We start from the raw sequence: 20282 nt of genomic DNA, 5'->3' as shown, positions 1-20282 counted from the left end.
GCTTTCCCTGACCCAGCGTCGCGGAGCAGCGCATTTAGTGGCCGAGGGCGCCGCTCACCAGAATCGAGGTGATGATCCCGGTCGCCGCAGCGATCAGCACATAGTTACCGTCGATATAGGACCAGTGATGGCCTTCCGGCGGGGGCGGCAGGCCGCGGTCGCTCCAGTCGCGGACGCGATATTCATCGCCACGGAACGGCGCCGGAGCCGGGTGGCCTTTGCGGAAATCGTTCCCGCGCCAGGCGAAATGGTCCTGCTCATGACGTGCCTGATCGCGTTTGTCATGACCGTCGCGATCCGGGCCACGCTGGTCATGGTCGCCCTGATGATGCGCGTCAGGTCCGCCCTGCGGCGCATGCCCATCATGGTCCGGACCGTTCTGCCACACCGTTGGCTGCCCCGGGCGATGGCCGTCGTTCGGGCCATCGGCAAAGGCCGGGACGCTCAGCACACACGATAAAATTACTGCCAGAGAAATCATCTTTTTCATGGTACACCTCCTGATTCAGCTCCTTTGTACCGGGCAAATGTGAAGAAAGAGTGAGTAACTGGTTAACCAGGACGATTCCTGGCATCGGCTGTCGGGAAGAGGTTGTGCTGATGGCGGGGCAATAAAAAAGGCCGCTTTCGCGACCTTGATTCAGACAGGTAAAAGGACTTATTCAGTCACTTTATTTTTTAACTCTTCGGCGCCGGTTTTGGTTTTATCCCAGCCCTTTTCCGCACCGGATTTGGTGGCATTCCAGCCTTTTTCACTGACCTCTTTGGTCTTATCCCACCCCTTCTCGGTGCCTTCTTTGGTCTTGTTCCAGGTTTTCTGCGCGCCTTCGCTCACCTGGCTGCCAACGCTGTCCTGCTTGCCTTCGGCAGCATGTTTCGCCTTCAGCTGCTGCTCTTCGCCCTCATGCTGGGCCTGGTGCAGCTTCTCTTTGGCGGTGTTGGCATTGGCATTCGCCGCCGCGACGGTATCATCTGTTGCATGTGTTGTCGCAGCAAAAACCGGAGCTGCAACCAGAATAGCCGATAACGCAATCATTGCTTTTTTCATAATATCCTCTCTCACGTGTCGTGTTATGAGTCGCATTCAGGATGGCACAACGAACCGGGGATGACATTAGGAATTAGCCTGAAAAACGTCTTCGACCTCCAGCCATGGCAGAAAATGCTGCCGCCGTGCGCGCCCTGTCGGCGTTGGCATAATTTCCAACATGTTTGTTACATTTTATGAAATTTGTCCTTGATATACTTGCCGTTGATGTTTGTTCGAGAATAATTCTCAGAATCATTATATTTATAAATTGGCAAACGGAACTCCTTTTATGGCAAGAAAATCAGTAAGATCGCTGTTACTTACTGCGCTGATCGCGACGCCCCTCTTCAGCTATGCAACCCAATATCCCCTGACGGTCACTGACCTCGACGGCCGGCAGGTCACCCTGGCCAAAGAGCCGCAGCGTATTATTTTGCAGGATGGCCGCGACATTATGACCCTCGCCCTGCTGGACCGGGACAATCCGTTTAAACGGCTGGTGGCATGGAATAATCTGGCGAAAAAGCAGGATGTTGCCACCTGGCAGATGCTGAAAACGACGTGGCCGCAGTCGGCCACGATCCTTGACATGGGCTTCAGCGACAAAGGGAACGTCGATCTTGAAAGCGTCATCGCCCGTCAGCCGGATCTGATGATCGCCCAGCTGCGCGCCAGGCCAGCGCTGATGGAGAGCGGCGTCATCGACAAGCTCAGCGCCCTGCACGTTCCGGTGCTGTTTGTCGACTATGAGATAGACCCGGCGAAAGATACCGCCCCCAGCATCGACCTGCTGGGCAAAGTCCTTAACCGCGAGAGCCAGGCCAAAGCCTTTACCGATTACTATCGTCAGCAGCTGCAGACGATTCGCCAGAAAACCGCGGCCATCACGCCGAAGGCCAACGTCTTCGTGGAAGCGCTGGCCGGCAACAGCGACGCCTGCTGCTTTACCCACGGCCACAGCGGCTGGGGCGGGCTGGTGGAGGCGGTCGGGGCGAACAATATCGGTTCGCAGCTGCTGCCGGGCGCCTCCGGGTTCGTCTCGCTGGAGAAAATCATCAGCATGAAGCCCGACGCCTGGATCATGACCGGCTCGAAGCGCGGCAACAGCCAGGTGCTGCCCCTGGGTTATGAGGTTAAGCCGGAGGCGGTGAAGGCCCAGGCGCAGATCCTGCTGGCGCGACCTGGGGTCAGCCAGATCCCGGCGGTACAGGCAAAGCGGGCCTATGGCGTCTATCACCACTTCTATAACCACCCGTGGAATATTGTCGGCATGGAATACCTGGCGAAAGATATCTACCCGCAGGCCTTCGGCGATCTCAACCCGGATGAGACTTACCATTATATCGTGCGCCATTTCACCGACCTGCCGGACCAGCCGTTCGTCTTCTCCTGGCAGCAGAGCGAGTAATCCGGCATGCGTTTAACCTCCGACTCCGTGCTCGACGGGCTGCCCGCCGGGACCTCTGGCGTGATAGATGACTATCGCCGTATCGTGCGTCGCCGTCTGCTGCTGATGCTCCTGCTGGCGCTGTTGATTGTCGCGTCGCTGCTGCTCGATTTTATGCTCGGCCCCTCCGGTCTGCCGCTGCAGAGCCTGTGGCAGACGTTAACCGATCCGGCCAGCGCCGATCCGGGCACGCGCGCCATCGTCTGGGATATCCGTCTGCCCTATGCGGTGATGGCGATTATCGTCGGCCTGGCGCTGGGACTGGCCGGCGCCGAAATGCAGACCATCCTCAATAACCCGCTGGCCAGTCCGTTTACCCTTGGCGTCTCCTCGGCTGCGGCGTTTGGCGCCGCGCTGGCGATTGTGCTGGGTATTGGCCTGCCCGGTATTCCCGGCCAGTGGTTTATCTCGGCCAACGCCTTTATCTTCGCCCTGCTGGCGGCCCTGCTGCTGGACGGCATCACCCGCTGGACCCAGGTGGCCACCTCCGGGGTCATCCTGTTCGGCATCGCGCTGGTCTTTACCTTTAACGCCCTGGTCTCGATGCTGCAGTTCATCGCCAACGAAGACACGCTGCAGGGGCTGGTGTTCTGGACCATGGGCAGCATCGACCGCGCCTCCTGGAGCAAAGTCGCCATCCTGCTGGTCGCCCTGGCGCTGGTGATGCCCCTGTCGCTGCGCAGCGCGTGGAAGCTGACCGCCCTGCGGCTGGGCGAGGACCGGGCCATCAGCTTTGGCATTAACGTTCGCCGCCTGCGCCTGACCACGCTGCTGCGGATCAGCATACTGTCTGCGCTTTCGGTGGCCTTTGTCGGGCCAATCGGCTTTATCGGCCTGGTGGCGCCGCATATTGCGCGGATGCTCTTCGGCGAAGACCATCGCTTTTATCTGCCCGCCAGCGCGCTGATCGGCGCTCTGGTGCTCTCCCTGGCCTCCATCGCCTCGAAGAACCTGATCCCGGGGGCCATTATTCCGGTGGGGATCGTCACTTCCCTGGTCGGGGTCCCGTTCTTTTTGAGCATTATTTTACGTCATCGGGGGCAGGCATGAGCGACCAGACGTTATCCGGGCTGTCGCTGTCTTACTTCAGCGCCGGCTACCCCAGACGCAAGGTGATCGAGAACCTGACGGTTCCCCATCTGCCGCGAGGGAAAATCACCGCGCTGCTGGGGCCAAACGGCAGCGGTAAATCAACGTTAATGCGGGCGATGGCGGGTCTGGGACCCTGCCGCGGCGAGCTGCTGCTGGAGGGGGAAAATCTGCTGACGCAGCCGTTCTCACGTCGCGCAGAGCAGGTGGTCTATCTTCCGCAGACGCTGCCCGCCGGCGTGCATCTGCATGTGCTGGAGTCGATTATCGTTGCCCAGCGCGCCGCCGGAGGACGCCACAGTCCGCAGCACCAGGAGGAGGTGATGGCGCTGCTGCGGCAGCTGGGGATTGCCCATCTGGCGATGAGCTACCTCGATCAGCTCTCCGGCGGGCAAAAGCAGCTGGTGGGTCTCGCTCAGTCGCTGATCCGCCAGCCGCGCCTGCTGCTGCTCGACGAACCGCTCAGCGCCCTTGACCTCAACTACCAGTTTCACGTGATGGATCTGGTACGCCGGGAGACCCGACGGCGCAACATCGTAACCCTGGTGGTGGTGCACGATATCAATATTGCCCTGCGTCATGCCGACCACGTGCTGATGCTCAAGGCGGGCCAGTTGCTCGGCGACGGCACCCCGGCCGCGGTCATCACCCCCGAGACCCTGGCGGCCGTCTATGGGGTGCGCGGGCGTATTGAACCCTGTTCGCAGGGGGTGCGGCAGGTCATTATTGACGGCCTGGTGGACAGCGAGGCCTGACTGCGGCGCGGGGCGGCACGTCCGCCCTGCGCCCGCCGGCTTAGTGATCGAGATAGAGGTAGTTTTCCCAGCTTTTCATGCGGATCAGGATCTTCCTGATCAGCGACAGCTCTTTCAGGTGATCCGAGTAGACCGCCGCCTCAAGGGTGGCCCCCTGCGGCAGAGCGTATTCGGCAAATCGCGGATCGGTCACCTTCAGCACCACCAGCGCCCGGCCATGGGTATTGAGCGCGTCTGTGGTCAGCAATTTGCCCTGCCCCTGAAACTGACTCTCGCCAATCGCCGGCAGCACGTCGGCCACTTCTCCGCGAAAGACGGTGCCCGGGATGGCCGGAAACATCAGCTCCGCGGGCTCGCCTTTGTGCAGACGCTGCAGGGCGTTCTGGCGAAATGCCGCGACGTACTCCCGCGAGGCGGCGCCCTCCACCGGCACAAAGGTCATCAGCGGGATCATCCCCAGGGCAGTGGACATGGTGCCCGGCCGTAAGCCGACGGTACTGACATAGCCATCCTCCGGGGCACGGACGACGGTGTTCTCCAGCTGAAACTGCGCCTTTTGCAGCTGCGCCAGCAGGGAGGCCACGGTGGTATTTTTGCCCTTCACCACCGAGTCCAGCGCGTTGCGCGCCTGCACCACCTTTGCCTGAGCCGCGCTGACGCTGGCTTCATCGGCCTTCCACGTCTGCAGACGGGTATCAACCATTTGATCGGAGAAGGCGCCCTGGGCATGGCCCTCCCGATAGCGGGCATATTCCCGCCGCGACTGGTCGCGCTGGGCCACCGCTCTGCTCAGCTCGGCCTGCGCCTGGCTTAACGCCGCGTTTAAGGAGAGCGCATCCTGACTGGCCGCTTTTATCTGCGCCTGCAGATCGTCTACTTTTGCCTGGAACGGCGTCGGGTCGAGGGTAAACAGCACATCGCCCTTATGCAGCATCTGGTTAGGCTTCACCGGTACGCTCTGCACCCGGCCGCGCACCTGCGACACAATCGGCACGGTGCGAAACACCTGGTTACCAACGTCGGTATACGGGAAGTTGTAGTTCATCCCGAAGATCACCGCGCCAATCAGGGCGATACCGCCGAGCACCGCCGTCGGTACGGTCCACTTATTGAGCGGGATGCGGAAGACCTTAAACACCACAATGCACAGCGCGGCGTAGGTCAGTAACATTAACGTTTCCATTAGTTTGCCTCCTCCGCTTTCAGCGCAGCCACCTCGCGCTGGACCTGTTCCAGTTGCTGGACCACCGTTTCCAGACGCTGATGCAGCGCCTGCTGATCGTCGGCAATGTGGCGCATTCCCCACCCGCGATCTTCGCGCCACAGCGTTGCCCAGATCCATAACAAAGGCCACAGGGCGTGCAAGGTAAATAAGCTGACCCAGCCGGCATAATGAATCGCATCCTGATGAGGATGGCGCCGCTCTTTGGCAATTTCATAAGGAATATCGTGAATAACAATCACGCCATAAAACAGTATTAAGGCCACGGCGATCAGAATGGCCAGCGCAACATAATCCAGGGTCATAAAATAACTCCAGAGTGAAAGGTTAACTTAATAAAACAGCCAGATTCAGACGTAACAGGGCCGGGGAAAAAGCGCGCTTAGCGCTTTCCCTGGCGGTGATAGCAACGTGATGGCGTGAATCTGCCGAATCGGGTTCAGAATTTCTCAGGAATATGACGGTCGATGGAGATCAGCTTGCCTTTTTTCACCGTGATATATCCCCCCTCGCGCAGCGCGGCCAGCACCTGGTACACATAGCTGCGCGAGAGATTGGTTCGTTTAATAATAAATGCCGACAGGCTCTCATGCTGACCACCATCGATTTCGCTGCGATATAGATAGCGCGACAGCATCGATTTAATGGTCTGAAAACTGGTCTGGCTGCCACGTTCATAGTGGGCATCAAGGGCAAATATGCCCATATAGGCCAGGATCGTGGTCAGCTCTTGCATATAGCCCGGCGACGAATGAAAGAATATTCGCTCAAAATCGCTGGCGGTTATTTTCGCCAGCTGGCACTCGCCCAGACACCGATAATAGAGCGCGACCGACGGACAATAATGTTCCAGTAATCCTAACGGCATATGCGCGATAACAATCCCGACCAGGTTCTGCTCATCGCCAAAGGCCAACGTCATTTGCCCCTGCAGCAGAAAGTAGAGATAGCCCGGCTGCGGAATAAAGCCCTGGTCTTTGCCCAAACTCAGCGTTTCACTGCAGGCGATCACCGCCGGCAGATGCGTGGTCAGCGTCAGATTCTGGTACCGATCGTAAATATCGCCAAAACTGGGGTTCATCGCGCTGCGCACTCCTTTACCTTTGGCCACCGCGGCGGGGCTAACCGCGACCTGTTGAACTATACCTAAGCGGGTGGGGAAGGAAAAGTCCAGATCTGGAGTGGCGAAATATTTCGCCTGGCTCACATTTTTTACCCTCGCCTCCCTGTTTCGTGACCCGATCGTTCCGCTTACCGGTGGGCTATGCTTTAATTAGCTAAACCGGTTTAACATAGTTTAGCTAAGAGGAATTTGTCGAATGAATGGAAAAATCTGGGTACTCGGCGATGCGGTCGTTGATCTCCTGCCCGATGGCGAGGGCCGCCTGCTGCAATGCCCCGGCGGCGCACCGGCCAACGTCGCGGTCGGCGTGGCGCGGCTCGGCGGCGACAGCGGGTTTATTGGCCGCGTCGGCGACGATCCCTTCGGCCGCTTTATGCGTCACACCCTGGCGCAGGAGCAGGTCGATGTGAATTACATGCGCCTCGATGCGGCGCAGCGCACCTCCACGGTGGTGGTCGATCTCGATCAGCACGGGGAGCGCACCTTTACCTTTATGGTCCGTCCGAGCGCCGACCTGTTCCTTCAGCCCGAGGATCTCCCGCCGTTTGCCGCCGGCCAGTGGCTGCACGTCTGCTCCATCGCTCTCAGCGCCGAGCCGAGCCGCAGCACGGCATTCGCGGCAATGGAGGCGATAAAACGCGCCGGGGGCTATGTCAGCTTCGACCCCAATATCCGCAGCGACCTGTGGCAGGATCCGCAGGACCTGCGTGACTGTCTCGACCGGGCGCTGGCCCTCGCCGACGCCATAAAACTCTCGGAAGAGGAGCTGGCCTTTGTCAGCGGCAGCGACGACATCGTCAGCGGCATCGCCCGGCTGAACGCCCGCTTCCAGCCGACGCTGCTGCTGGTGACCCAGGGCAAAGCGGGGGTCCAGGCCGCCCTGCGCGGGCAGGTTAGCCACTTCCCCGCTCGCCCGGTGGTGGCCGTTGATACCACCGGCGCCGGCGATGCCTTTGTCGCCGGGCTGCTCGCCGGCCTCGCCGCTCACGGTATCCCTGACAACCTCGCCGCGCTGGCTCCCGACCTTACGCTGGCGCAAACCTGCGGCGCGCTGGCCACCACCGCCAAAGGCGCCATGACCGCCCTGCCCTACAGGGACGATCTTCAGCGCTCACTGTGATCCCGTTGGGCCGGCTAACGGCCCACTTTGCTGGCGACATCACAATTCTTAAACCGGTTTAGCAATTTTTATTTTCACCGCGTTACTGACATGTTTACCATATTAACTAAACCGGTTTAGCAAAAGTTAGCACACTCACTGATTTTCACCTTTGGATGTCAACAGCATGTATAAAAAACGGAAGTTAGCCATTCTTATTGCTTTGCTAACCGGCACCGCCGCCGCCCATGGGCAGACAGACCTGAACAGCATTGAAGCGCGTCTCGCCGCCCTGGAAAAACGCCTGCAGGACGCCGAAACCCGCGCCAGCACTGCCGAAAGCCGTGCCGCCTCGGCGGAGCAGAAAGTTCAGCAGTTAACCCAGCAGCAGCAGCAAACCCAGGTCACCACCCAGCAGGTGGCCAAGCGCACCACTCAGCTGGAAGAAAAAGCCGAACGGCCTGGCGGCTTTGAGTTCCACGGCTATGCCCGTTCCGGCGTGATCATGAACGACTCGGCCGCCAGCACCAAATCCGGCGCTTATATGACCCCCGCCGGGGAGACCGGTGGCGCCATTGGTCGTCTGGGCAACCAGGCCGACACCTATGTGGAAATGAACCTCGAACATAAACAGACGCTGGACAACGGGGCGACCACCCGTTTCAAAGTGATGGTGGCCGACGGGCAAACCACCTATAACGACTGGACGGCAAGCAGCAGCGACCTGAACGTGCGCCAGGCGTTTGTCGAGCTGGGCAACCTGCCCACCTTCGAAGGCCCGTTCAAAGGCTCGACCCTGTGGGCCGGGAAACGCTTTGACCGTGACAACTTCGACATCCACTGGATTGACTCGGATGTGGTTTTCCTCGCCGGGACCGGCGGCGGGATCTACGACGTGAAATGGAACGACAGCCTGCGCAGCAACTTCTCGTTATACGGCCGCAACTTTGGCGATATCGCTGACAGCAGTAACAGCGTGCAGAACTATATCGTCAGCATGAATAACTTTGCCGGCCCGGTGCAGATGATGGTCAGCGGGATGCGGGCGAAAGATAATGACGAACGCCAGGACACGAACGGCAATCTGGTGAAAGGCGATGCCGCTAACACCGGGGTCCATGCTCTGCTGGGCCTGCACAATGAGAGCTTCTATGGCCTGCGCGACGGGACCAGCAAAACGGCCCTGCTGTACGGCCACGGGCTGGGCGCCGAGGTTAAAGGCATCGGCTCCGACGGTGCGCTGCGCCCGGGGGCCAATACCTGGCGCTTCGCCAGCTACGGCACGACGCCGCTGAGCGATCGCTGGTTTATTGCCCCGGCCGTGCTGGCGCAGAGCAGTAAAGATCGTTATGTCGATGGCGACAGCTATCAGTGGGCCACTCTCAACCTGCGTCTGATTCAGGAAGTGACGCAGAACTTCGCCCTCGCCTGGGAGGGCAGCTATCAGTACATGGATCTGCAGCCTGAAGGCTACAACGATCGCCACGCGGTGAACGGCAGCTTCTACAAGCTGACCTTCGCCCCAACCTTCAAGGTGGGCAGCATCGGCGACTTCTTCTCGCGTCCGGAGATCCGCTTCTATACATCGTGGATGGACTGGAGCAAAAAACTGGATAACTACGCCAACGATGATGCATTAGGCAGCAACGGGTTCAAATCGGGCGGCGAATGGTCGTTCGGTATGCAAATGGAGACCTGGTTCTGACGGTAACCCGGACGACAGGGTAAGTAACACATAAATATAAGGTTCGCGGTGCCTGCCACGGCCGGCACCGCCCACGCCATATCATCATGCATTTAGAGGGTACTATGGATTTTGATCAGATTTCCCGCTCACTGCTTCCCCTGTTGGGCGGCAAGGAAAATATCGCCAGCGCCGCGCACTGCGCCACCCGCCTGCGGCTGGTGCTGGTCGACGACGCGCTCGCCGACCAACAGGCCATTGGCAAAATCGACGGGGTGAAAGGCTGCTTTCGCAATGCCGGACAGATGCAGATCATCTTCGGCACCGGGGTGGTCAATAAAGTCTATGCCGCCTTTATCCAGGCCGCAGGCATCAGCGAATCAAGCAAATCCGAAGCCGCCGACCTGGCCGCGAAAAAGCTGAACCCGTTCCAGCGCATCGCCCGCCTGCTGTCCAACATTTTCGTACCGATCATTCCCGCCATCGTCGCCTCCGGCCTGCTGATGGGCCTGCTGGGGATGGTGAAAACCTACGGTTGGGTCGACCCGAGCAACGCTATCTATATCATGCTGGATATGTGCAGCTCGGCAGCGTTTATCATTCTGCCGATCCTGATCGGCTTTACCGCCGCCCGCGAATTTGGCGGTAACCCTTATCTGGGCGCGACCCTTGGCGGGATCCTCACCCACCCGGCGCTGACCAACGCCTGGGGCGTCGCCGCCGGCTTCCACACCATGAATTTCTTCGGCATCGAAGTGGCGATGATCGGCTACCAGGGCACCGTCTTCCCGGTGCTGCTGGCGGTGTGGTTTATGAGCATGGTCGAGAAACGGCTGCGCCGCGTTATCCCTGACGCGCTGGACCTGATCCTCACCCCGTTCCTGACGGTGATTATCTCCGGCTTTATCGCCCTGCTGCTGATCGGCCCGGCCGGTCGCGCGCTCGGCGACGGTATTTCGTTTATTCTCAGCACGCTTATCAGCCACGCTGGCTGGCTGGCGGGCCTGCTGTTCGGCGGCCTCTACTCGGTGATCGTCATTACCGGTATCCATCACAGCTTCCATGCCATCGAGGCGGGTCTGCTGGGCAACCCGTCGATTGGCGTCAACTTCCTGCTGCCGATCTGGGCAATGGCCAACGTCGCTCAGGGCGGCGCCTGCTTTGCGGTATGGTTTAAAACCAAAGATGCCAAAATCAAAGCCATCACCCTGCCGTCGGCGTTTTCGGCGATGCTGGGGATCACGGAAGCGGCAATCTTCGGGATTAACCTGCGCTTTGTGAAGCCGTTCATCGCCGCGCTGGTCGGTGGTGCCGCCGGCGGCGCCTGGGTGGTGTCAATGCACGTCTATATGACCGCGGTGGGCCTGACGGCGATCCCGGGGATGGCCATCGTGCAGGCCAGCTCGCTGCTGAACTACATTATCGGAATGGCGATCGCCTTCGCCGTGGCCTTCATGCTCTCTCTGACGCTGAAATACAAAACGGACGCTGAATAATGTCATTACCGTCACGCCTGCCTGCGATCCTGCAGGCCGTTATGCAGGGCCAGCCGCAGGCGCTGGCCGACAGCCATTATCCGCAATGGCATCTGGCGCCGGTCAGCGGACTGCTGAACGATCCCAACGGCTTTTGCCAGGTCGCCGGGCGTTACCACCTGTTTTATCAGTGGAACCCGCTCGCCTGTGACCATACCTATAAGTGCTGGGGACACTGGAGTTCAGCCGATCTGCTGCACTGGCGGCATGAACCTATCGCCCTGATGCCGGACGAAGAGTATGACCGCAACGGCTGCTACTCCGGCAGCGCGGTCGAGTTCGAGGGCGCCCTGACCCTGTGCTACACCGGCAACGTGAAATTCCCCGACGGCGGGCGCACCGCCTGGCAGTGCCTGGCGACAGAGAATGCCGATGGCACCTTCCGCAAGCTGGGGCCGGTGCTGCCGCTCCCTGACGGTTACACCGGCCATGTACGCGACCCCAAGGTGTGGCAGCAGGACGGGCGCTGGTACATGGTCCTCGGCGCGCAGGATTTGCAACAGCACGGTAAAGTGCTGCTGTTCACCGCCAGCGATCTGCGGGAGTGGCGCCTGGTGGGCGAGATCGCCGGACATGGCGTTAACGGTCTGGCGAACGGCGGCTATATGTGGGAGTGCCCGGATCTCTTTCCGCTGGCGGATACCCACCTGCTGATCTGCTGCCCGCAGGGGCTGGCCCGTGAAGCGCAGCGCTTTCTCAATACCTATCCTGCGGTGTGGATGGCAGGCCGCTTCGACGCCGAGCGCGGCACCTTCGACCACGGCCCGCTGCACGAGCTGGACAGCGGGTTTGAGTTCTACGCGCCGCAGACCATGCTGGCCGAGGATGGCCGCCGTCTGCTGGTCGGCTGGATGGGCGTCCCGGACGGGGAAGAGATGCATCAACCCACCCGCGCACAGGGATGGATCCACCAGATGACCTGCGTGCGCGAGCTGGAGTGGCAGGCGGGCACCCTGTATCAGCGCCCGCTGCGCGAGCTGGCTGCTCTGCGCGAGGAAGCCCAGGGCTGGCGCGGGCAGACCCTGCCCCTCGCCCCGATGGAGCTGGCCTTTGACATCGCCCCCAACAGTACGCTGGGGCTGGACTTTGCCGGCGCCCTGCAGCTCACCGCCAACCGCGACGGCCTGCGTCTGTCGCGCCGCGGGCTGCAGACCGCCGAGATGCATCACCGCTACTGGCGCGGCGAAGCGCGGTGCCTGCGGATCTTTATCGACCGCTCCAGCGTGGAAATTTTCATCAACGATGGCGAAGGGGTGATGAGCAGCCGCTTCTTCCCGGGCTATCCGGGGCAGTTAATCTTCAGCGGTGCGACGCCGGTGGCATTCTGCCGCTGGCTGCTGCGGCCATGCATGGTAGTATAAGCGTTTTGCTTTCAGGCTCCTGAGTGGTGATGAAAACCAAACGCGTAACTATCAAAGATATCGCCGAACTGGCGGGCGTCTCCAAAGCGACCGCCAGTCTGGTGCTCAACGGCCGTGGCAAAGAGCTGCGCGTGGCGCAGGAGACGCGCGAGCGCGTGCTGGCGATCGCCCGCGAGCAGCACTATCAGCCCAGCATTCATGCGCGCTCGCTGCGCGATAACCGCAGCCATACCATTGGCCTGGTGGTACCGGAGATCACCAACTACGGGTTTGCCGTTTTCTCCCATGAGCTTGAGACGCTCTGCCGGGAAGCTGGCGTGCAGCTGCTTATCTCCTGCACCGACGAAAACCCCGGCCAGGAGAGCGTGGTGGTCAATAATATGATTGCCCGCCAGGTCGACGGGCTGATCGTCGCCTCGTGCATGCACAGCGATGCCGACTACCTGAAGCTCAGCGAACAGCTGCCGGTGGTGCTGTTTGACCGCTCCCCCAGCGACAGCGCCCTGCCGCTGGTGATGACCGACTCGGTGACGCCAACCGCCGAGCTGATCTCCCGCATTGCGCCTCAGCATGCGGACGAGTTCTGGTTTCTCGGCGGCCAGCCGCGGCTGTCGCCGTCGCGCGACCGGCTGGCGGGATTCACGCAAGGCCTGGCTCAGGCGGGGGTCACGCTGCGCCCTGAGTGGGTGATCAACGGTAACTACCACCCCAGCTCCGGGTATGAGATGTTCGCGGCGCTCTGCGCGCGGCTGGGACGTCCGCCGAAGGCCTTATTTACCGCGGCCTGCGGACTGCTCGAAGGGGTCCTGCGCTACATGAGCCAGCATCATCTGCTGGACTCCAATATTCATCTCGCCAGCTTCGACGATCACTACCTGTATGATTCGCTTTCCCTGCGCATTGATACCGTGCAGCAGGATAATCGCCAGCTGGCCTGGCACTGCTACGATCTGCTCAGCCAGCTGATCGACGGCCAGGCGCCGGAGCCGCTCCAGCGCTACCTCCCCGCCACCCTGCAGTTTCGCCATCCCTGACGGCGCCGTCGGCAATTAGCGTTTTCGCCGGGCGCGCGCTGCCTGCCTCACCGCCAGCAGCGCACCGGCAAACAGCATGCCCAGGCCGATCGTCACCGGCCAGCGGTAAGCCATCAGTAACGAGGGCAATCCGCCGTCCGGCGCCAGCACCACCAGATTCCAGCCCGTTAGCCCCGCCTCGCCGTTCAGCGCGCGGGTTAACATCCGCTGGTGCGGGGCGAAAGGCTGGATAGTCTGGTAGTGGCTGCCGAACAGCGGCGGCTGCATCTCCCTGGGGAACTGCGCCTGCACCTGGGCCAGTACGCTGGCCGGCAGCGCATGCGACGCCGTCAGCAGATGCCCGTCGCCATTCACCAGCAGCAGTTGATAATGCCGCTGCCGGGCGAGGGTATGGAGTTCGGCGCGCATCGCCGCCAACGGCCAGGCGGCTTCCCGCTGCGGCGCCGGCGTGTTCATTCGCCGCTCAAGGCGTTGCGCCACCCACTGCGCATCCTCCTCCAGCTGGCGGGTCTGCATCTCACGGTAAACCTCTCTGGCCGGCAAATTCACGCCCCGACCGAGCGCCAGGATCGCCAGTCCGGCGATCAGCGTGACGATAATGCCCCTGCTTGCCGGTCGCCAGAGCGGCGAGGATTTGACGACGGATGGTGTATTCATACGACTCCAGAAACCGGAGGCCACGCGTGGGCCCCCTGACGAATAGACAACGGAAGTGGCAAAACTGTACAGGATGAGCCGCGTGGGCAAAACAGACAGGCCGCGCCTGGCGGGGCGTATTTTGTTTATTTCTGGACAGGACGGGCGGCAATGACATCCTTCGCCGCTGCCGCCCGTTGATAAGATTAGTGTTTTTTCCGGTTGCGACGCATGTCGATGGTCACCGCGGCGACAATAATGATGCCCTTAATAATATCCTGCACGTAGGCATCGACGCCGACAAAGGTAAAACCGCTTTTGATCAGACCAAGGATCATCGCGCCAATCAGGGTGCCGGTAATGCGCCCCACCCCGCCCATTAAGCTGCTGCCGCCGATCACCGCGGCGGCAATCGCGTCCAGCTCGTAGGACATCCCCATGCTCGACTGGCCGCTGCTGACGCGCGCCGCCAGCACCACCCCCGCCAGCCCGGAGAGCGCCCCGGCGATGGTGTAGACAATCACCAGGTACTTATTCACGTTGATGCCGGACACTTTGGCCGAGGTCATGTTGCCGCCGATGGCATACACATATTTGCCATAACGGGTATGCTTCAGCGCAATGTGAAACACGGCGGCGATCACGAAGAAGATAATCACCGGCATCGCCCCCTGACCTATCGCCGTAAAGCTGTCGGAGAGGAAGCTGATCGGGTTGCCCTGGGTGTAATACTGCGCCAGACCGCGCGCCGAAACCATCATCCCGAGGGTGGCAATAAACGGCGGAATACCGGTCCGCGTCACCAGAAAACCGTTGGTCAGGCCGCACAGCAGGCCGACGCCGATCCCCGCGCAAATGGGGATCACCGCCGGCAGGTTGACCAGCGCCGGGAACATCGGCGACAGGCTGTCGGAAGTTTGCGCCAGGCTCGCTGCCACCACCGCCGCAAGGGCGATAACCGAGCCGGAGGAGAGGTCAATCCCGGTGGTGATGATCACCTGGGTGACGCCGACGGCGATGATGCCGATGATCGCCACCTGCAGCACAATCAGCACCAGGCGGTTGGTATTGAGCAGGAACGACTGGTCGCGAACATACCAGCCGGCAATTTCAAAAGTCAGGGCAATCACCAGCATCACCACAAAGATGCCGGTATCTTTCGGCATTTTATGCCGCAAATTAGCGAAGAAGGAGGAACCCTCGCTGGCCGGAGCCGCCGTTAATTTCATATTACTCATTCTCTGTGCCTCAATGGGATGCCAACGACAAAATGGTTTCCTGGTCGGCTTCGTCTTTTTCCAGGATGCCGGTGATACGGCCTTCATGCATCACCATAACCCGATCACTCATGCCAAGGATTTCCGGCAGCTCAGAGGAGACCATAATGACCGCCACCCCCCGATTCGCCAGTTCACTGATCAGATGATAAATCTCCGCCTTCGCCCCGACGTCGATACCGCGGGTCGGCTCATCGAGAATTAAGATTTTCGGTTGCGCTAACAGCCAGCGCGCAATCAGGACTTTTTGCTGATTCCCCCCGCTGAGGTTATTAATAATTTGATCCATCGTCGGCGTTTTAATATTGAGCCGGCGAATTTGCTCCATGCAGTCTTCGGCCATTTTCACGTGCTGGACAAAACCGCTCTTGCCGATATATTCCGGCATTTTGACGATACTCATATTTTCCAGCACCGACAGCACCAGAAACAGGCCCGACTTTTTGCGGTCTTCGGTTAATAACGCCATCCCCTTTTCAATCGCCACGGAGGGGGAATCAATGGTCACCGGCGCCCCGTCGATCAGCACTTCGCCGCTGTCGAAGCGCTCCATACCGAACAGGCTTTCCATCACCTCGCTGCGCCCGGCGCCCACCAGCCCGGCCACGCCAAGGATTTCACCGCGGCGTACAGTAAAGCTGACGTCATGGAACACGCCCTGGCGCGTCAGGTTGCGCACCGTCAGCACCTCTTCGCCGATGGTGTTATTAAATTTCGGAAACAGCTGAGTTAATTCGCGGCCCACCATCTGGGTGATCAGCGACTGCCGGGTAAATTCGGTGGTGTTTTTGCTCCCCACCCAGGTGCCGTCGCGAAACACGCTGATCTCATCGGTAATGGCAAAGATCTCATCCATTTTGTGACTGATATAGATGATCGCTTTACCCTGGGCGCGCAGGTCGCGGATGATGGTGAACAGGTGAGCCACCTCGCCTTCGGTCAGCGCCGAGGTGGGCTCATCCATGATCACGATATCCGCGTTCCACGAGACTGCTTTGGCAATCTCCACCATCTGCTGGGCGGCGATGCTCAGGTCGCCCACCAGCCGGTCGGCGGTTAAGCGGATATTAAGCTTGTCCAGCAGCGCCTGGGTCTGGCGGGTCAGCTGGCCGTGGTCGACAAAGCCGTACTTCATCGGCTCGCGCCCCAGCCAGATATTCTCCGCCACCGTCATATGCGGCACCAGATTGAGCTCCTGGTGGATCATCGAGATCCCCGAGCGCAGCGCATCCATGGTGTCGGTAAACTCCACCGGCTCCCCTTTCACGCGAATCGACCCTTTATCGGGGCGATAGATACCGATCAGGCACTTCATCAGCGTGGATTTACCGGCGCCGTTCTCACCCATCAGGGCATGCACCGTTCCCGGACGCACGCGCAATGAGACATTATCGAGCGCCTTCACGCCGGGGAAGAACTTACTGATACCTTCGGCTTCAAGTGCAAAAGCGTTCATACATCCACCTCCGTACTACGGGTTGGCCAGGACTATTTCTGATTACGGTTAGTAAATTCAGCCATGTTCTCTTTGGTGATCAGCTGATACGGCACGTCGATGATTTTTTCCACTTTCTCGCCATTCGCCAGCTTGATGGCCGCGTCGACTGCGCCTTCACCCTGGCCTTTCGCATCCTGGAAGATGGTGGCGATCATCTTGCCGCTCTTCAGCATCTGCAGGGCATCCGGGGTGCCATCCACGCCAGCGATGAGAATATGGTTCGGGTTTTTGCCCAGAGCCTGCAGGGCGCCGATCGCCATTTCATCGTTGTTGGAGGCGATGGCCTGGATATCCTCACCGCTGGTCATCCAGTTGCTGACCACGTCCACGGCGTCATTGCGGGTAAATTTCGCGGTCTGCTTCTGGACGATTTTGATGTTCGGGTATTTCGCCACCACCTCTTCCACCCCTTTGGTACGATCGCGGGTGGACTCATTCGCCAGGTCGCCGAGCAGGATCGCCACATTGCCCTTGCCGTTCATCGCTTTCGCCAGCGCTTCCATCTGCAGACGGCCGGCGAGAATGGAATCCGACCCCACATAGGCCATCTTATCGGTCAGTTCCGCCTGCGGACGGCGGTTCACAAACACCAGCGGGATCCCGGCTTTGGTGGCCTGATCCATAATCGGTTTCACCGCATTGGTATCCACCGGGTTGACGATAATGGCGTCCACCCCCTGGCCGATAAAGTTTTGCACCTGCTGCAGCTGCTGGGAGACATCCCCTTTTGCGTCCTCGATCTGCGATTTAACGCCGTCTTTTTTCATCTCTTTTTGCATCGAGGTCCGCAGGATCGTCAGGAAGTTATCGTCAAACAGCGCCATGGAGACGCCAATAGAGACGTCTTTTGCCATAACCACCGCAGGCAGCATGCAGGCTAACAAAGAGGCAACAATCGTTTTCTTAATATTCATAGTTGATCCTTGATTTTGTAGGTACGCCGGTGAATGAAACAAAATGAAAAATTAATTTCAGTTACGTTGCGGCAAATGTCTGCTGTGATATCGACGACGCTGCGGCACCTCTCGCACTCCATCGTGATCTAAATCACAAATTACGGCTGTTTTTTCATCACTTTTTTGAAACGTTAGTCCATTTACGCCGCAACCTGGATTTCAGACCATTTATTTCATTAACAAGACATTTGAAACTTTTATAAGTAAATAACTGAAATGAAAATTTTAAAACTATGCAGTAACAGAATTTTGACAGACATCTAACATTGCCGCATAAATGAGCGAAAAATGAGAGGCAGACAACGCTTTGACGCGATCGCTTCCCCGTCAGGCGGGTATTTACCCGCCAGGGATAGTCATGCGGTCAGGAGGGGATACGCCGACCGACTCAGTCGACGTTTTCGGCGCTGTAGAGGATAAAGTCGACTTTACCGTCGGCATAGGTTTGCGGCTGGTAGCCGGACTCCAGATGGCGCAGCATCAGGTCGATCGCCAGCTGGGCGTGTTGGCGGGTGTTCTGATCGAGCGTTAACGCCAGACTCCCCTTCGCCAGCTGCTGCCGGGTGGTGTTGTAACGCTCATGGGTGATCCAGCAGACGTCGCCTTCGCGGCGGTGGCGGGCCAGCGCCTCGGCAATCTGGGTATTGCCAAGCCCGGTGTTATAGATCCCAACAATATTCCGGCTGCGGCACAGGGCTTGTTCCAGCAGGCGGGTGATCTGCTCCCGCCGCTCCTCACCCGCCAGCACGTCGCTGAGCTGCAGGTGGGGAAAGCGCTGGCTCAGCACCTCGCGAAACCCCTGAATGCGCAGGCGATGCGCGTTGTAATCTTGCCGGCCGCTGACCATCAGCACCTCGCCGGGCCGCGGCGTCATCCTCCCCAGCATTAACCCCGCCGTGCGGCCAGCCTGCAGCTGATTGATCCCCACGTGGCAGAGTCGGTCGGCGCCGGGCAGGTCCGTCGCCAGGGTGATCGCCGGGACGCCCGCCTCCCGGCAGCGGCGCAGCGCGTCGTGCACTGCGGGATGGTCATTGCCGAAGACGATGATCCCCTGACGCTGCTGGCAGCTGCGCACAATGCGCCGGGCCAGGGTCGTCGGCTGCGACTCCGGGACAAAGGTGCGGTGCAGGGTCAGACGGCGATAGCCGAGGCTATCCGCCACGGCGGCAAAATCCTGCGCCAGCTGGGGAAAGAAGAACGAGTCATTGCTGCTGAGAAAGACCTCAACCTGCCAGGGAAAGCGGTGCTCCTCCGGCAGGATCCGCTTCAGCCCCGCCTCGCGCGCCGCCTGCAGCACTTTGCGGGTGGTCTGCGGCGATACGCCGCCGCGTTCGTTCAGCACCCGGTCAACGGTGGCCACGCCGACGCCAATCTGTCTGGCCAGCATCGCCAGTGAAATGTTTTTCATCGCCCCTCTCTTCATGATGGAAATCCATCAAAACGGCAGTGTCAGTGAGTTTAGCAAACCGATTATGGTGGCAACGTCCCCTCGCCATTCTGGAGAAAAAAATGATCTGCAAACGTTTTGCCCTGGTAGGCAGTGGTTTTATCGGTCAGGTTCATGCCACCAGTCTTGCCCGTCATGAAGGAAGTGCGCTGACGATGGTGGCCGATGCCGCCCCGGAGCGCGCCCAGGCGCTGGCCGCCCGCTATGGCGCCCGGGCGGTGACAGTGAGCGAGGCGATCCATAGCGACGCCATCGACGCGGTGCTGATCGCCAGTTCAACCCCGTCGCATGCCGAACTGCTGGAAGCCGCCGCCCGGGCGGGCAAGGCGGTCTATTGCGAAAAACCGATCGACCTCTCCCTGGCGCGCGCCCGTGAGGTGGTGGAGCGGGTGCTCCCCCTGAACGTGCCGGTGACTGTCGGCTTTAACCGGCGCTTCGACAGCAGCCATCAGCAGCTCCGCCGCCAGCTGGAGCAAGGGCTGATCGGCCGGGTCGAGCTGGTGCAGATGGTCTGCCGCGCCTCCACCATGCCGCCGCTCGACTATCTGCGCAGCTCCGGCGGCCAGATGCGCGATCAGGCGATCCACTTCTTCGATCTCCTGCGCTTTCTCACTGGCGATGAAGTGCGTACCGTGGCGGCGATGGGCGCGGCGCTGGCCCTGCCGGACATTGCCGAATTTGGCGATGTCGACACCTCCATCCTGATGATGCAGATGCGCGGCGGCGCGCTGGCGCAGCTGGACAACACCCGCCGCACCGGCCACGGGTATGATGAACGGATCACGCTGCTGGGCGCCGAAGGCGCGCTGGAGTCCGGTAGCCAGTCGCCGGCGGGCCCTACCCTGTGGCGCGGCAATCAGCGCATTGAGCCGGGCCTGTGGCCGGACTGGTTCAGCCGGGTACAGGGATCTTATTACCAGCATCTTGACGCCTTTATTCGCGCCCTGAATGGTGAAACCGTGGCCGATCTGCCCGGCCTGCTGGACGGCCTGCAGGCGCAGGCCATTGCCGAAGCGGCGGTTCAGTCCCTGCAGCATGGCCAGTTTGTCGCCGTCGACGACTGTCGCTGAGTGGTTGCGTGGCAACCGC

At 60.2% G+C, this 20282-nt stretch carries 18 protein-coding genes and 1 pseudogene; 9 read left to right on the top strand and 10 right to left on the bottom strand.

Annotated elements, in window-relative coordinates:
• Positions 1 to 34: 34 nt before the first annotated feature.
• Together HMPREF3096_RS23705 and HMPREF3096_RS23700 are read right to left on the bottom strand one after the other, a co-directional pair.
• On the bottom strand, positions 35 to 490 hold the full coding sequence (locus HMPREF3096_RS23705) for an RcnB family protein (RefSeq protein ID WP_012542546.1): 456 nt from the start codon (positions 488 to 490) through the stop codon (positions 35 to 37).
• Between the two features lie 168 nt (positions 491 to 658).
• On the bottom strand, positions 659 to 1048 hold the full coding sequence (locus tag HMPREF3096_RS23700) for a hypothetical protein (protein WP_002892699.1): 390 nt from the start codon (positions 1046 to 1048) through the stop codon (positions 659 to 661).
• 271 nt (positions 1049 to 1319) lie between these two features.
• On the opposite strand from HMPREF3096_RS23700, the gene HMPREF3096_RS23695 reads away from it, so the two are divergent.
• From HMPREF3096_RS23695 to HMPREF3096_RS23685, 3 genes are read left to right on the top strand one after another with little or no spacing between them, the layout of a single operon-like run.
• Positions 1320 to 2438 (top strand): ABC transporter substrate-binding protein, encoded by a 1119-nt coding sequence (locus HMPREF3096_RS23695; protein ID WP_022066433.1) that lies wholly within the window; start codon positions 1320 to 1322, stop codon positions 2436 to 2438.
• Positions 2439 to 2498: 60 nt separating this feature from the next.
• Positions 2499 to 3527 (top strand): FecCD family ABC transporter permease, encoded by a 1029-nt coding sequence (locus HMPREF3096_RS23690; RefSeq protein WP_162494475.1) that lies wholly within the window; start codon positions 2499 to 2501, stop codon positions 3525 to 3527.
• Positions 3524 to 4321, top strand: coding sequence for an ABC transporter ATP-binding protein (locus HMPREF3096_RS23685; RefSeq protein ID WP_008805503.1), 798 nt, complete (start codon positions 3524 to 3526; stop codon positions 4319 to 4321). Before HMPREF3096_RS23690 ends, HMPREF3096_RS23685 begins: the two co-directional genes overlap by 4 nt.
• Positions 4322 to 4361: 40 nt before the next feature.
• Here HMPREF3096_RS23685 and HMPREF3096_RS23680 read toward each other — a convergent pair whose 3' ends face one another.
• The 3 genes from HMPREF3096_RS23680 to HMPREF3096_RS23670 all read right to left on the bottom strand — a co-directional run bounded on the left by HMPREF3096_RS23680 (position 4362) and on the right by HMPREF3096_RS23670 (position 6624).
• Complete coding sequence (locus HMPREF3096_RS23680) at positions 4362 to 5504, bottom strand: HlyD family secretion protein (protein ID WP_012542548.1); 1143 nt, start codon at positions 5502 to 5504, stop codon at positions 4362 to 4364.
• Positions 5504 to 5848, bottom strand: coding sequence for a DUF3302 domain-containing protein (locus tag HMPREF3096_RS23675; RefSeq protein WP_008805501.1), 345 nt, complete (start codon positions 5846 to 5848; stop codon positions 5504 to 5506). The genes HMPREF3096_RS23680 and HMPREF3096_RS23675 overlap by 1 nt, the downstream gene beginning before the upstream one ends.
• A 134-nt stretch (positions 5849 to 5982) precedes the next feature.
• Entirely contained in the window at positions 5983 to 6624 is a 642-nt protein-coding gene (locus HMPREF3096_RS23670) for a helix-turn-helix domain-containing protein (protein WP_072121882.1), read from the bottom strand.
• Between the two features lie 238 nt (positions 6625 to 6862).
• On the opposite strand from HMPREF3096_RS23670, the gene HMPREF3096_RS23665 reads away from it, so the two are divergent.
• The 5 genes from HMPREF3096_RS23665 (at position 6863) to HMPREF3096_RS23645 (ending at position 13379) form a co-directional block, all read left to right on the top strand.
• Positions 6863 to 7786 (top strand): aminoimidazole riboside kinase, encoded by a 924-nt coding sequence (locus HMPREF3096_RS23665; protein ID WP_008805499.1) that lies wholly within the window; start codon positions 6863 to 6865, stop codon positions 7784 to 7786.
• A gap of 166 nt (positions 7787 to 7952) precedes the next feature.
• Entirely contained in the window at positions 7953 to 9470 is a 1518-nt protein-coding gene (locus HMPREF3096_RS23660) for a carbohydrate porin (RefSeq protein WP_008805498.1), read from the top strand.
• Positions 9471 to 9574: 104 nt separating this feature from the next.
• Entirely contained in the window at positions 9575 to 10945 is a 1371-nt protein-coding gene (locus HMPREF3096_RS23655) for a sucrose-specific PTS transporter subunit IIBC (protein ID WP_008805497.1), read from the top strand.
• Complete coding sequence (locus HMPREF3096_RS23650) at positions 10945 to 12345, top strand: sucrose-6-phosphate hydrolase (RefSeq protein ID WP_032729517.1); 1401 nt, start codon at positions 10945 to 10947, stop codon at positions 12343 to 12345. The genes HMPREF3096_RS23655 and HMPREF3096_RS23650 overlap by 1 nt, the downstream gene beginning before the upstream one ends.
• Positions 12346 to 12368: 23 nt before the next feature.
• Positions 12369 to 13379: a LacI family DNA-binding transcriptional regulator gene (locus tag HMPREF3096_RS23645; protein WP_162494424.1), complete on the top strand. Its 1011-nt coding sequence runs from the start codon at positions 12369 to 12371 to the stop codon at positions 13377 to 13379.
• Between the two features lie 47 nt (positions 13380 to 13426).
• Here HMPREF3096_RS23645 and HMPREF3096_RS23640 read toward each other — a convergent pair.
• The 5 genes and pseudogenes from HMPREF3096_RS23640 to HMPREF3096_RS23620 all read right to left on the bottom strand — a co-directional run bounded on the left by HMPREF3096_RS23640 (position 13427) and on the right by HMPREF3096_RS23620 (position 19154).
• Positions 13427 to 14036, bottom strand: a pseudogene (locus tag HMPREF3096_RS23640) (hypothetical protein).
• A gap of 185 nt (positions 14037 to 14221) precedes the next feature.
• Positions 14222 to 15244: an ABC transporter permease gene (locus HMPREF3096_RS23635; protein WP_004152946.1), complete on the bottom strand. Its 1023-nt coding sequence runs from the start codon at positions 15242 to 15244 to the stop codon at positions 14222 to 14224.
• A gap of 19 nt (positions 15245 to 15263) precedes the next feature.
• Positions 15264 to 16748 (bottom strand): sugar ABC transporter ATP-binding protein, encoded by a 1485-nt coding sequence (locus tag HMPREF3096_RS23630; protein WP_004202401.1) that lies wholly within the window; start codon positions 16746 to 16748, stop codon positions 15264 to 15266.
• 32 nt (positions 16749 to 16780) lie between these two features.
• A complete protein-coding gene (locus HMPREF3096_RS23625; RefSeq protein ID WP_002892597.1) occupies positions 16781 to 17704 on the bottom strand; it encodes a sugar ABC transporter substrate-binding protein in 924 nt (307 codons plus the stop codon).
• 430 nt (positions 17705 to 18134) lie between these two features.
• Entirely contained in the window at positions 18135 to 19154 is a 1020-nt protein-coding gene (locus HMPREF3096_RS23620) for a LacI family DNA-binding transcriptional regulator (RefSeq protein WP_032729512.1), read from the bottom strand.
• Positions 19155 to 19255: 101 nt separating this feature from the next.
• On the opposite strand from HMPREF3096_RS23620, the gene HMPREF3096_RS23615 reads away from it, so the two are divergent.
• Positions 19256 to 20263 carry a Gfo/Idh/MocA family oxidoreductase gene (locus tag HMPREF3096_RS23615; protein ID WP_032729511.1) on the top strand — a complete coding sequence of 336 codons (1008 nt, stop codon included), beginning with the start codon at positions 19256 to 19258 and terminating at the stop codon, positions 20261 to 20263.
• Positions 20264 to 20282 lie beyond the last annotated feature (19 nt).

Origin of the sequence: Klebsiella sp. HMSC25G12, assembly GCF_001807705.1 — a bacterium.
Classification (GTDB): domain Bacteria; phylum Pseudomonadota; class Gammaproteobacteria; order Enterobacterales; family Enterobacteriaceae; genus Klebsiella; species Klebsiella variicola.
The sequence above is the reverse complement of the archived record's forward strand: the minus strand, read 5'-3'. Positions and strand labels throughout refer to the sequence as shown.